Source organism: Vibrio sp. ZF 223 (assembly GCF_003050585.1).
Lineage (GTDB): Bacteria > Pseudomonadota > Gammaproteobacteria > Enterobacterales > Vibrionaceae > Vibrio > Vibrio crassostreae.
Map to the genome: position 1 here is coordinate 22,648 of NZ_PIGB01000002.1, position 13,128 is coordinate 35,775.

A 13,128-nucleotide genomic window follows, 5' to 3' on the forward strand; every position below is an offset into this window, starting at 1 on the left:
AATAGACAAATCTCAGGTGAAGTTCAGTTAATTCTTCACCAAATCATGGCTTCTTTTATGTTCTTTTATATTTATCAGACTCAAGGATAATAAAAACAGATCAAAAAAACAGTGTTTTTATGATTTTTGACCTTGAATTTACATTTGTCATCCTCATGTTAATGAACATAAGAGTGGCATCAAGTGTTACTCCCCCTATGGTTATTCAACATAAAGTATAGATGTTTTGGAGTAAAAATGAGCGAAACGGCAACGCAAAATAAAGAGACTCGTGGCTTTCAATCTGAAGTAAAACAACTACTTCATCTAATGATTCACTCACTGTATTCAAATAAGGAAATCTTCCTACGTGAGCTGATCTCTAACGCATCTGACGCGGCTGACAAGCTTCGTTTTCAAGCTCTATCTAATGGTGACCTTTACCAAGGTGATGCTGATTTAGGTGTGAAACTTTCATTCAATGCTGAAGCAAACACCTTAACGATTTCTGATAACGGTATCGGCATGAGCCGTGACAATGTTATTGAGCATTTAGGTACGATTGCTAAATCAGGCACTGCAGATTTTTTCTCAAAGCTATCTGAAGACCAAAGCAAAGACTCTCAATTGATTGGTCAATTTGGTGTTGGTTTCTATTCTGCGTTTATCGTTGCTGACGCGGTAACGGTTCGCACTCGTGCAGCTGGCCTAGAAAACAATGAAGCCGTTCAATGGCACTCTGCTGGCGAAGGCGATTACACCATCGAGGACATCACCAAAGAATCTCGCGGTACTGACATCATTCTTCATATGCGTGAAGACGGTAAAGAGTTCTTAAACGAATGGCGTCTGCGTGAAGTGATTGGTAAGTACTCTGATCACATCGGCATTCCTGTTTCTATCTTCACAGCAGTGAAAGATGACGAAGGTAAAGACACCGAAGAGAAGCATTGGGAACAGATTAACAAGGCGCAAGCGCTTTGGACTCGTAACAAATCTGATATCGAGAAAGAAGAGTACCAAGAGTTCTACAAGCACGTATCTCACGACTTTGCTGATCCACTAACGTGGAGCCACAACAAGGTTGAAGGTAAGAACGACTACACAAGCTTGCTTTACATCCCAGCGAAAGCACCTTGGGACATGATGAACCGTGACCACAAGAGTGGCTTGAAACTTTACGTGCAGCGTGTATTCATCATGGATGACGCAGAGCAGTTCATGCCATCTTACATGCGTTTCGTTCGCGGTCTGATTGACTCAAACGATCTGCCATTGAACGTGTCTCGTGAAATCCTGCAAGACAACAAGGTAACTCAGTCTCTTCGTGGCGCATGTACCAAGCGTGTACTAACTATGCTTGAGCGCATGGCAAAGAATGACAATGACAAGTACCTAGAGTTTTGGAAAGAGTTCGGCCTAGTATTGAAGGAAGGCCCAGCTGAAGACATGGCGAATAAAGAGAAGATCGCTGGTCTACTCCGTTTCTCGTCAACGGAAGTGGATTCTGCTGAACAAACCATCAGCCTTGAATCTTACGTTGAACGCATGAAAGAAGGCCAAGATAAGATTTACTACCTAACAGCGGATAGCTACGCTGCAGCTAAGAACAGCCCACACTTGGAGCAGTTCAAAGCGAAAGGTATTGAAGTGGTTCTAATGTACGATCGCATTGATGAGTACGTAATGAACTATCTAACTGACTTTGATGGCAAACAATTCCAATCGATCACAAAAGCAGGCTTAGATCTAAGCAAGTTTGAAGGTGAAGAAGAGAAAGAGAAGCAGAAAGAGACTGAAGAAGAGTTCAAGTCTGTTGTAGAGCGCACTCAATCTTACCTAGGTGGTCGCGTTAAAGAAGTTCGTACGACCTTCAAGCTAGCAACAACACCTGCGGTTGTAGTAACGGACGACTTCGAAATGGGCACGCAAATGGCTAAGCTTCTTGAAGCTGCTGGTCAAGCTGCGCCTGAAGTGAAGTACATCTTCGAGATTAACCCTGAGCACGCTCTGGTTAAACAAATGGCCGATGAAGCAGACGAGCAAGCGTTTGGTCGTTGGGTTGAGTTGCTACTTGGGCAAGCGATGCTGGCTGAAAAGGGCTCAATGGAAGATCCGTCACAATTCTTGGGTGCAATCAACGAGCTACTGACAAAGCGTTAGTCTTTCGACTTTAGGTTAAGCCAAAAATTGTAATAAAAAGCTCGCAAATGCGGGCTTTTTTTATGAACGTCGCTGAAAATCTATTAAACGTGGTCAACGTCACCGTTATCGTCACAACAAATGTTGCCGATACATTCTTTAGTCGTAAATTCAGCCAAATTGAATATTAATGTGATAGAATGCTCGACCTAATCAGCTGGAGCTAGGAACCAATTTCTTCCAGTTGTATGATTTTTAAACGTTATACCGAAACTTACCGTTTTGCTTCTGTTTACAGTTTTGCTTAACCTCAGCTGTTACCTAACTTTTCCTGTTTATCTTAAATATGAACGAGGAAGGTGGGATAGTGAGCTTCGGTATAAATCATAATTTTATAAGAGGATTAAACATGCGCATCATTCTTCTAGGTGCTCCTGGCGCGGGTAAAGGTACTCAAGCTAACTTCATCATGAACAAATTTGGTATCCCTCAAATTTCAACTGGTGACATGCTACGTGCTGCTATCAAAGCGGGTACTGAGCTTGGTAAGCAAGCAAAATCAGTAATCGACGCTGGTCAGCTAGTTTCTGATGAAATTATCCTTGGTCTTATCAAAGAGCGTATCGCTCAAGATGACTGTGAGAAAGGTTTCCTACTAGACGGTTTCCCACGCACAATCCCACAAGCTGATGGCCTAAAAGAAATGGGCATCGCTGTTGATTACGTTGTTGAATTCGACGTTGCTGACGATGTGATTGTTGAGCGTATGGCTGGTCGTCGTGCTCACCTTCCTTCAGGCCGTACATACCACACTGTGTACAACCCGCCTAAAGAAGAAGGCAAAGATGACGTAACTGGCGAAGAGCTAGTTGTACGTGATGACGACAAAGAAGAAACCGTTCGTGCACGTCTAGGCGTATACCACGATCAAACAGCTCCGCTAATCTCTTACTACGGTAAAGAAGCTGAAGCAGGCAACACTCAGTACCTTAAGTTTGACGGTACTAAGCAAGTTGCTGAAGTTAGTGCAGAACTTGAGAAAGCACTAGCATAATTGGCTAACAGCCAGTTTTAGAATTTGATATATTGGAAGCGACCTTAAGGGTCGCTTTTTTTGTTTCAGTTTTTAGTACGATACCAATCTAGATAATTCGATTACACACCATTCAAGATGAAACCGTTTTTGATGAAGGTGGCTCACAATCGAGAGTAGATGTTGCGATATCCCATTTAAAGAATGATTATTCAGACATTTAGTGGGAACCAATGATCTTAAACTTATGCAGATTAGTATATTACTTTCCAGAAAATCACATATTGGTCTCAGGTATCTATGGAAAATAATAAAAAGCAGGGCGTTTTACTGGTGAACTTAGGAACACCAGATTCGGCGACCCCAGCTGGCGTTCGTCGATTTTTGAGTGAATTCTTACACGACAAGCGAGTAGTAAACCTAACCCGTTGGCTTTGGTGCCCAATCTTGCACGGGGTGATTTTACCGATTCGAGCACCCAAAGTAGCCAAGTTGTATCAATCTGTCTGGATGGATGAAGGCTCACCACTGCTTGTGTATTCTCAAAGACAAGCTGAAAAGCTCCAGAAGAAACTAGAGATGCCGGTTGCACTGGGTATGACCTATGGTAACCCAAGCATTAAGACTGGTGTTGAGCAACTGATGGACCAGGGCGTTGAGGACATCATCGTACTGCCTTTATATCCTCAGTACTCTGGCACAACCACAGCGGCAGTTTCTGATGGTTTAACCAAAGCCTTTAAACAGATGCCAGTTATCCCAAGCTATCGCTTTATTCGTGACTACTACTCACACCCTAGCTATGCCAAAGCATTGGCTGAAAGCGTTCGTAGCCATTGGGAACAAAATGGCAGAGCCGATCACTTGGTTTGTTCGTTCCACGGTATTCCGAAGCGCTTAGCTGATGAAGGCGATATCTACCCACAGCATTGTGAAGCAACGACAAAGCTGCTTGCTGCTGAGCTAGGTTTATCTGAAGAAGACATCACCATGACCTACCAATCGCGATTTGGTCGAGAGGAGTGGTTGAAGCCATACACTGACGAGACACTTGAATCACTGCCAAGCAAAGGTATCAAGAAGATCGACATCATGGCACCTGCATTTTCGGTTGACTGTTTGGAAACGTTAGAAGAGATTTCAGACCAGTGTAAAGATACTTTCATTGACGCTGGTGGTTCGGACTTTAGCTACATTATGTGTTTGAACGACAGAGACTCGCACATCGATATGATGGCAGAGTTAGTCGCTCTATATCGCTAACAGCTGCTGAGCCTTGATTACGTCTTATCGCATAAATAACAAAAGGGCTGCTCATTGAGCAGCCCTTTTTGAACTTGAAGTTTCTTCTTGAAATAGCTCTAGATATTAAGCAACAGACGTTTCTGCTGTCTCAGCTTTTGGCTCTGCTTCAAGCGTCATGTTGGTTTCTACACCATGCATCCAGGATACAAGCTTACCAGCACAAAGAAGCAATAATACGCCACTAATTGTTGCTGTAATCGCGATACCACCAAAGATAGACATCGCGCCAAGCTCACCAACGTGAGAACCCACTAGGCCTGCTACGTAGTTTGCAACCGCATTGAAGCCAAACCAAGCACCCATCATTAGTGATGCTAAACGAAGTGGAGCTAGCTTAGTGACCAACGACAGGCCAATAGGCGATAAACAAAGCTCACCAAGTGTATGGAAGAAGAAGGCACCTACTAGCCATAACATCGATGTTTTCACTGTTAGGTCACCACCTTGCTCCATTACCGCACCCATCATGCACACAAAGCCAAGTGCTAAGAAAAACAGCGCCATCGCAAACTTAACAGGTGAGTTTGGCTCACGCTTACCCAGTTTCACCCAGAACGCAGCAATGATTGGAGCAAGTGTAATGATGAAGAATGGGTTCAAAGATTGGAACCACGCAGCAGGAACTTCAAAGCCACCAATCATACGGTCAGTATATTGTTGAGTGTAGATGTTCATTAGGCCGCCAGCTTGTTCAAAGCCCGCCCAGAATACAATCACGAACAGACCCATAATCAGAATAACTTTTAGTCTGTCGAATTCTTCTTTAGTTAGTGGCGCTTTCTCTTTCGATTTGTTCAGTTCTTTTGCTCGAGCAGCCGCAGGTACAGAACCGATGTTGCCTAACCAAGATTGAGCCATCGTCATTTGCATGATCAAGCTAATAACCATACCGATACCAGCAGCCAAGAAGCCCGCTTTCCAACCGAATGAATCCACTGCTGCACCGGAAATCAAGCCACCAAGTAGTGCGCCTAAGTTGATGCCCATGTAGAAAATGGTGAAAGCACCATCACGGCGGTTATCACCTTCTTGGTACAAGTCGCCAACCATGGTCGAGATGTTTGGTTTAAACATACCGTTACCACTGATAAGTAGTGCTAAACCAAGGTACAGAGCGTTGACTTGGTCTAAGCCAATAAAGCCGTTAGGTAGAGCCAGTGTGAATTGGCCTAGAGCCATCAATACACCACCAATTAGGATCGATTTACGTTGTCCTAGGTAGTTATCGGCAATCCAGCCACCAATTAATGGTGTGATGTAGACTAAACCTGTGTAGATCCCGTAGAGATCGAGAGCGTCTTTTGTTGACCAACCAAGGCCACCATTAAGAGTGGTATCAGTTAAGAATAAAACAAGAATTGCTCGCATTGCATAGTAGGAGAAACGTTCCCATAGCTCTGTGCTAAATAGTAGAAATAGGCCTCTAGGGTGGCCAAAGATGTTGTGAGTGCTTGGCATAAGTTTTACTAATTTTAGGTATTAAAAGATTTTATAGTCACTTATGTATACAGAGTGGAATAACCATCTGCAATAGGCGTCTTTTATGGTTACGATAACTAATTTTTTATAACTGCATGAAAATAAGGGGTTTTCTATGCAATGTTACCCAGATAATGCGTGCTGCAAACTAATTTTCCAGTTTTGGGCTGGATGCATAGTGAGCTTTTTAAAAGAATTACCGAATAATAAAAGTGAAATGCATTGACTTGTTGTATCATTTTGATCTTCATAGGGTATGGTGTGTTTAATTTATCTGGCATACATACGCTTACAAGAATGCGCCTTTTTATCTGTAAATGATCCCTGTACAATGCTTAACCACTTTTCGGACCTATGACTTTTTGTTGATAAGTTGGTCTGTTACGCATAATTTCTTGCTTATCAGTCTTCATTTTATTAACGGTGATTAAACCGTTTTAGGCTTGTGGTAAAATGTTCAAAAATAGAAAATGGCTAGTAAAATGAAACGTTGGTATTTGCTCTACTGTAAGCGTGGTGATCAAAAACGCGCTCAACAGCACTTAGAGAATCAAGGGGTAGAGTGCTTTTATCCTCAAATAGAAGTCGAAAAAGTGGTGAGAGGGAAAGAAAAGCAGGTCAAAGAGCCGCTGTTTCCATCTTACATCTTTGTTCGCTTTGACTATGAGCAAGGTCCTAGCTTCACGACTGTTCGTTCAACGCGCGGTGTGGTGGACTTTATTAAGTTCGGCGCAAGGCCGCATGAGGTCCAAGGTGACTTGGTTTTTGAACTCAAAGAGTTTGAGAAGTGCTACAGCATCGAAACTGAAGATTGTTGTGTTGAGTTTGAATCTGGGCAGGTGGTTAAGATTCAGAGTGGCCAGTTTGCCGGGGTTGAGGCTATTTTCGATCAGAAAGACGGTGAGGCTCGATCGATTATGTTGGTAAAAATGATCAGCCACGTGGTTCCTATCAGTATTGAGAACGAAGCACTAAAAGCTCACGCATAACTGCAACAATAAAAAATAGGCTTAAAAATAAAAAGGCGCATCATGCGCCTTTTTTAGTCTTTAGGGTTTGTTCAAAACGCTCTAAGCGTTGTAAGCATCGTTGTGAACGGCTTGTACTGCACGGCCCGATGGGTCGACACAGTTTTTGAATGACTCATCCCACTCAATCGCTTTTGCTGATGAACAAGCAACTGAAGGTCCACCTGGTACACACTCTGCCGCAGATTCTAGAGGGAATAGCTCCTCAAAGATTTCACGGTAAGCATAACCTTCCTTGGTTGTTGGCGTGTTGTAAGGGAAACGGAACTTAGCAGCTTCCATTTGTTGATCCGTTACTTTTGCTTCAGCCGTTGCTTTCAATGTATCAATCCAATCGTAGCCAACACCATCAGAGAATTGCTCTTTTTGACGCCATGCGATTGAATCTGGTAGGTAGTCTTCAAAACACTCACGCAGGATGTGTTTCTCCATCTTACCGTTACCACACATCTTGTCTTCAGGGTTCAGGCGCATTGCGACATCGATAAACTCTTTGTCTAAGAATGGTACACGACCTTCAACGCCCCATGCTGCCAATGATTTGTTTGCGCGAGCACAGTCGAACATGCTTAGAGCAAGTAGCTTACGTACTGTTTCTTCGTGGAACTCTTTTGCGTTTGGCGCTTTATGGAAGTAAAGGTAGCCACCAAAGATTTCATCAGCACCTTCACCAGACAATACCATTTTGATGCCCATTGCTTTGATCTTACGAGCAAGTAAGTACATTGGCGTTGATGCACGAATCGTCGTTACATCGTAAGTCTCGATATGGTAGATAACATCACGGATCGCATCTAAGCCTTCCTGAATGGTGTAAGTCATCTCGTGGTGCACAGTACCGATCTTGTCCGCAACTTCACGAGCAGCGATAAGATCTGGTGCGCCTTCAAGGCCAACTGCGAATGAGTGCAGTTGTGGCCACCAAGCTTCAGATTGCTCATCATCTTCGATACGCATTGCAGCAAAGCGTTTAGCGACCGCTGAAGTAATTGATGAATCAAGGCCACCAGATAGAAGTACACCGTAAGGAACGTCAGTCATTAGTTGGCGTTTAACAGCTGCTTCTAGTGCTTCAGTCAGTTCTTCTTTGCTTGTGCTGTTGCCTTGTACCGCAGCGTACTCGTTCCAATCGCGGATATAGTAGCGTTGAGGTTCTGCATCTTTCGAAGAGTAGAAGCTACCAGGAGGGAATTCACTGATCGTCTTACATACTTCAACCAATGCTTTCATCTCTGAAGCAACGTAGTAGTTACCGTGCTCATCGTAACCTTGGTAAAGCGGGATGATACCAATATGGTCGCGGCCCACTAGGTATTCGTCTTTGTCTTCATCGTATAAAACGAAGGCGAAAATACCGTTAAGCTCTTCTAGAAGGTCTGCACCCATCTCTTGGTATAGCGCTAGGATAACTTCACAGTCAGAATCAGTCTGGAACTGGTACTTATCTTCATAACGTGCGCGAAGTTCTTTGTGGTTATAAATCTCACCGTTCACTGCAAGAATGTGCTTTTTGTCTTGGCTGTATAGTGGTTGAGCACCACTGTTCAAGCCAACAATAGCAAGACGTTCATGAGCAAGGATTGCTTTTTCACCTGCATAGATACCAGACCAGTCTGGACCACGATGACGAAGCTTTTTAGACATTTCTAAAGCAATAGGGCGAAGTGCTGCGGCATCACTTTTAATGTCGAGAATGCCAAATACTGAACACATAGAACTTCCTTTTAAATAATTTCCAAATCAACTGCATTCAATTTGCCATTCTGGCTAAAAAAAGCAACCGGATGTGAGCAAAAAAATAATATAAAGGGTGATCTGTTAGAAATTATCTAATTTTTATGTGGTTTTGGTGTGTGGTGTTTAATTGCGGTTGGTTTTTTAAACAAAAACCTCTCAAAAGTGCGAAAAATAGTCAGTTTTGAGAGGTTTAGTTGAACACGGTCTAATACTAGATTTTATTGATATTTGGATTTAACTGTTCGCAAACGTGGCGAGCAAAACCACTACCAGCCTCGCTGTAAATGTTAAATGCCGCATCAACGCCATTCTCTTTCAGTGTTTCGAGTTGATCTGGATATTCAGCAATAGCCGCAATTTGGCCTTTAAAGTTACGTGACTTCAATTGCTCTAAAGCGGTTTGATTACCTTGGTGGTGAGGCATTGCCAAAATCACCAGTTTTACGTTGGCCGTATCTAAGATGCGTTCCCAGAAATCCGGGTCAGTTGCGTCACCAGAAATTACGTTTCTGCCATGGCTTCTGTGGTTGTGCGCAGCTTCTTCACGAACTTCGACACCTAAGCTCACCTTGCCGTAGCGAGAACGTAATTCGTCATAAGCACCAGTACCAATTCGTCCCATACCAAGAATCAGCACTTGGGCACGACCTGGGTCAATTCGCTTATCACGTCGGTGAAGCTTTTCTGACGCATGCTCTTTTAGCCATTTACCTGACTGCTGATAAAGCTTGTGACCAGCTCGGTTTAAAGGTGCTGCGATTAAGAACGACAGTGAAACAGCAATCGCCACAGCCACCAAGATGTCGCCTGACATCCAGCCCATCTTGAAGGCGAGACCACCAACGATGAGGCCAAACTCGCTATAGTTAAACAGTGATAGCGAGGCAAGTAGAGACGTTCGAACACGGAACTTGAAGCGGTTGAGTACCAAGAAGTAGAGAACACCTTTCACTGGCAGCATCAGCAAGAACAAGATTGCGAGCATAAAGCCTTGAATGGTTGGTTGCTCTGACAAACCAATGTTCAAGAAGAAACAGACAAGGAAAAGTTCTTTAAGGTTAAACAGCGACTTTGATAATTCTGAGGCTTTTGGGTGACCAGCAAGTAACATACCTAAAACAAGAGCCCCCAAGTCTGGTTTCACACCAACCAAATGGAATAAACCAGCACCGACGACTAATGCGAAGAAGATGCCTGAAAGAACCAGCATCTCACCGTGACCAACCCAATCGAGCACTTTGTAGAACAGTGGGCGTAATAAGGGTAGGGCAAACAGAGCAATCGCATACCACTCAGGTATTTTGCCCGTAGAAGCCGTTAAGAATACTACGGCGAAGATATCCTGCATGACCAAGATACCAATCGCTAACGTTCCGTAGGTCGCATTCATTTCGCCTTTCTCTTGCAGAGTCTTAACCGCAAATACCGTACTAGAGAATGAAAGAGCAAAACCGAGCAGAACGATCTGTTCTACCGACATGGCAGCTAGCGATGAAATACCTAAGAACTTAAAGCCAAACAGGGCGACGGCGAAAAACAGAGTGGACAAAAGGTTGTGGATTGTCGCGCCAGCCCAGATCTCTTTAGAGAGTAGGGTTTTGATATCGAGCTTTAAGCCGATAGTAAATAGAAGCAGCGTGACACCAAGGTCAGCTAAAGTAATGATGGTGTCATTGGTTTCAAAGCCAAAGGCAAAAAGCCCAAAGCCTGCAACCAAAAAACCAACTAATGGGGGAAGGTGACACTTTAAAGCAATAAATCCTGCGATAAACGCAGTGGATATTAATATAAGTTCCATAACTTGTTGTTGTAGTTCCCTAGCTTAAAAAAACGGGCCGTGTTTATACAAACACGGCCCGCGGAAAATCAGAATTGTTTTTCTCTAGTCTTCGAGAAGCTTCTGCAGTAACACGCCGTTGAGCATGGCGCGCTTAATCATGGCAAAAGCTCCCATCGTAGGATGTTTATCGATCTGTGATGCTACAATAGGCAAGCCGCTATGGAAAGTCGTTAACGACTGATTCTCCACATTGCGCTTAATTGCAGGGAAAACAATCTCTTGTGCCTTGGTAATATCGCCAGCAATGATAACTTTTTGAGGGTTAAATAAGTTAATCGTCATCGCGATAGCCTTACCTAACTGGTTTCCTACTCGAACTAAGCTTTGCTTGGCTAGCTCATCACCATTAATCGCGTGGTCACAAACGTCTTGAATCGTAATATGCTCAAGCTCTGTTAAAGAAGACTCATAGCCTTGTTTAATCAGCTTCTGCACGCGTTCAACGATTGCTGGGTTTGCTGCTACGGTTTCAAGACAACCGAAGTTACCACATTGGCATTGCTCGCCTAGCGGATCGATTTGGATATGGCCAATCTCACCTACGTTGCGGTTGTGACCTAAGAAAACCTGACCATTTACGATAATACCTGCGCCGGTACCACGGTGAACACTCACTAAAATAGAGTCTTGGCTGTCTTTACTTGCACCGAAGTAGTGCTCAGCAAGCGCCATTCCGCGAACATCGTTGCCCACAAAACAAGCGACATGGAATGTGTCGCGAATAATGTCACTTAAAGCCAGGTTATCGATATCCGTGTTTGGCATGTACTCAACAACACCTGTCGTTGGGTTAACCAAGCCTGGAAGCGTGACACCAATAGCAATCAGCTGATCGATCTTTGGTTGGTGTTCAGCAATGAAAGCCTTCAAATTATTAACCAAGCCTTGGGTAAGGTCTGACTGGTCTGAATAATTCAGGTCTTGCTGTTGGAAAGCCAACTCACGACCGCCAAGGTCATGAAGGCTTATTTGAATGTAGTCTCGACCTAAACGCACAGCGACAGAATGAAAAGGTTCTACTTCTGTGGTTAGGGAGATAGCGCGTCTACCGCCAGTAGACGCTTGCTGCGCAACCTCTTTAATTAGGCCGCGCTCTAAAAGTTGGCGGGTAATTTTTGTAACACTTGCCGGTGCGAGTTGGCTTACATCAGCCACTTGTATACGACTGATAGGCCCTTGTTGGTCTATAAGTCGGTATACCGCCGCACTGTTTAGTTGTTTAACTAAGTCTACGTTACCTATTTGTCCGCCATTCATACTTAATTGTGCTCGTATTGTCCGTTAACAACAGTCGCTTTAACGTTAAAGTCTCGGTCAAATACAGCTAGGTTTGCAACCATGCCTTTTTTAATTCGACCTAGCTTGCTTTCTACACCGATAGCCGTAGCTGGGTATAGCGTAGCCATGCGAAGAGCTTCGTCTAAAGCGATACCAGCGTGCTCAACTGTATTCTGAACTGCTTCAATCATAGTCAGAGCTGAGCCGCCCAGTGTGCCGTTTTCATCAACACACTTACCATCACGGTAATATACTTTCTTACCGACAAAAATAAAGTATTCCATGTCAGCACCTGCAGGAGCTGTGGCATCCGTCACTAATACCAACTTTTCTCCCTTGATTTTATGCGCAATTCTGATGTTTGCGTAATCAACGTGGAAACCGTCGGCAATGATCCCAGCGTAAACCTCTGGTGTGTCGTAAATCGCGCCTACAACGCCCGGTTCACGACCGACCATAGGGGTCATTGCATTGAATAGGTGAGTAGCGAACGTGATACCAGATTCGAAACCTTGGCGTGCTTCTGCATAAGTTGCGTTGGTGTGGCCGATAGAAACGACAACGCCAGCTTTGTGCAGGCGTTCAATGTGTTCAGGGTCGTTTAACTCTGGAGCTAATGTAACTTTTGCAACAAGGTCACTGTTGTCACAGATAAGCTCAATCATTTCGTTGTCAGACTTACGAATGTGATCGACGCTGTGGATGCCTTTTTTCGCAACGTTCAAGTACGGACCTTCTAGGTGCAGACCTAAAGATTGGTTTTGGTACTGGTTGTGGTACTCACGAGCTGCCGTAATAACGGCACGCATATCTTCGTCTGAAGAGGTGATAAGCGTTGGTAAGAAGCTAGTACAGCCAGATTTCAGATTTGCTTTGTGCATGATCTGCATGGTTTCTGCAGTGATCTCATCGTTAAGCATTACACCGCCACAACCGTTCAGTTGTAGGTCAATGAAACCTGGACTTAGGTTTGCTCCGTCTAGGTCGCGAACCTCGATTCCCTCTGGCAATTCAGAGATAGGACAGACTTTTTTGATCAGTTCGTTTTCGATTACAACAGCATGATCGGTCAGAACATCACTACCAGTGTAAATTTTACAGTTACTTAGCGCGTACATAGTCAGCTAATCCTTATTTCGTGAGATCTTTTAAATTCGTTCGTTACCTAAATGCGGACTTAGTTTGCGAGCATCATTTACGTAACGATTTATCTTTTATGGGCAAACGGCTTCAATATAGGAAGCTATTTAAGTAGTTGAAAAATATATGAACAACTGATCGTTATTATACATTTAGGTTCATTGTTA

At 43.8% G+C, this 13,128-nt stretch carries 9 protein-coding genes; 4 read left to right on the forward strand and 5 right to left on the reverse strand.

Annotated features, from left to right (window positions below; all coding sequences use genetic code 11):
• Positions 1-237: 237 nt before the first annotated feature.
• The 3 genes from htpG (at position 238) to hemH (ending at position 4,417) form a co-directional block, all read left to right on the forward strand.
• On the forward strand, positions 238-2,142 hold the full coding sequence (gene htpG / locus CWO13_RS04850; RefSeq protein WP_048660861.1) for a molecular chaperone HtpG: 1,905 nt from the start codon (positions 238-240) through the stop codon (positions 2,140-2,142).
• 388 nt (positions 2,143-2,530) lie between these two features.
• Positions 2,531-3,175, forward strand: a complete 645-nt coding sequence (gene adk, locus CWO13_RS04855; protein WP_048660860.1) for an adenylate kinase — start codon at positions 2,531-2,533, stop codon at positions 3,173-3,175.
• 279 nt (positions 3,176-3,454) lie between these two features.
• On the forward strand, positions 3,455-4,417 hold the full coding sequence (gene hemH, locus CWO13_RS04860; protein WP_048660859.1) for a ferrochelatase: 963 nt from the start codon (positions 3,455-3,457) through the stop codon (positions 4,415-4,417).
• 105 nt (positions 4,418-4,522) lie between these two features.
• On the opposite strand, the gene CWO13_RS04865 is transcribed toward hemH, so the two are convergent.
• Positions 4,523-5,917 (reverse strand): peptide MFS transporter, encoded by a 1,395-nt coding sequence (locus tag CWO13_RS04865; RefSeq protein ID WP_017629610.1) that lies wholly within the window; start codon positions 5,915-5,917, stop codon positions 4,523-4,525.
• 503 nt (positions 5,918-6,420) lie between these two features.
• On the opposite strand from CWO13_RS04865, the gene rfaH reads away from it, so the two are divergent.
• Entirely contained in the window at positions 6,421-6,927 is a 507-nt protein-coding gene (gene rfaH / locus CWO13_RS04870; RefSeq protein WP_102432777.1) for a transcription/translation regulatory transformer protein RfaH, read from the forward strand.
• Positions 6,928-7,008: 81 nt separating this feature from the next.
• Here rfaH and asnB read toward each other — a convergent pair whose 3' ends face one another.
• The 4 genes from asnB to nagA form a co-directional block, all read right to left on the reverse strand.
• Positions 7,009-8,679, reverse strand: a complete 1,671-nt coding sequence (gene asnB, locus CWO13_RS04875) for an asparagine synthase B (RefSeq protein ID WP_048664650.1) — start codon at positions 8,677-8,679, stop codon at positions 7,009-7,011.
• Positions 8,680-8,914: 235 nt separating this feature from the next.
• Positions 8,915-10,501 carry a cation:proton antiporter family protein gene (locus tag CWO13_RS04880; protein ID WP_019820253.1) on the reverse strand — a complete coding sequence of 529 codons (1,587 nt, stop codon included), beginning with the start codon at positions 10,499-10,501 and terminating at the stop codon, positions 8,915-8,917.
• An 84-nt stretch (positions 10,502-10,585) separates the two neighbouring features.
• The gene (nagC, locus tag CWO13_RS04885) at positions 10,586-11,800 is read right to left on the reverse strand and encodes a DNA-binding transcriptional regulator NagC (RefSeq protein WP_017062194.1); all 1,215 of its coding nucleotides are present in this window, start codon (positions 11,798-11,800) and stop codon (positions 10,586-10,588) included.
• A 2-nt stretch (positions 11,801-11,802) separates the two neighbouring features.
• Positions 11,803-12,939 (reverse strand): N-acetylglucosamine-6-phosphate deacetylase, encoded by a 1,137-nt coding sequence (gene nagA / locus CWO13_RS04890; RefSeq protein ID WP_019820501.1) that lies wholly within the window; start codon positions 12,937-12,939, stop codon positions 11,803-11,805.
• Positions 12,940-13,128: the final 189 nt, after the last annotated feature.

Coding starts and splice junctions, on each gene's coding strand:
- nagA (WP_019820501.1), bottom strand. CDS start 12,939: ATGTACGCGCTAAGTAACTGTAAAATTTACACTGGTAGTGATGTTCTG.
- CWO13_RS04865 (WP_017629610.1), bottom strand. CDS start 5,917: ATGCCAAGCACTCACAACATCTTTGGCCACCCTAGAGGCCTATTTCTA.
- CWO13_RS04880 (WP_019820253.1), bottom strand. CDS start 10,501: ATGGAACTTATATTAATATCCACTGCGTTTATCGCAGGATTTATTGCT.
- asnB (WP_048664650.1), bottom strand. CDS start 8,679: ATGTGTTCAGTATTTGGCATTCTCGACATTAAAAGTGATGCCGCAGCA.
- adk (WP_048660860.1), top strand. CDS start 2,531: ATGCGCATCATTCTTCTAGGTGCTCCTGGCGCGGGTAAAGGTACTCAA.
- nagC (WP_017062194.1), bottom strand. CDS start 11,800: ATGAATGGCGGACAAATAGGTAACGTAGACTTAGTTAAACAACTAAAC.
- hemH (WP_048660859.1), top strand. CDS start 3,455: ATGGAAAATAATAAAAAGCAGGGCGTTTTACTGGTGAACTTAGGAACA.
- rfaH (WP_102432777.1), top strand. CDS start 6,421: ATGAAACGTTGGTATTTGCTCTACTGTAAGCGTGGTGATCAAAAACGC.
- htpG (WP_048660861.1), top strand. CDS start 238: ATGAGCGAAACGGCAACGCAAAATAAAGAGACTCGTGGCTTTCAATCT.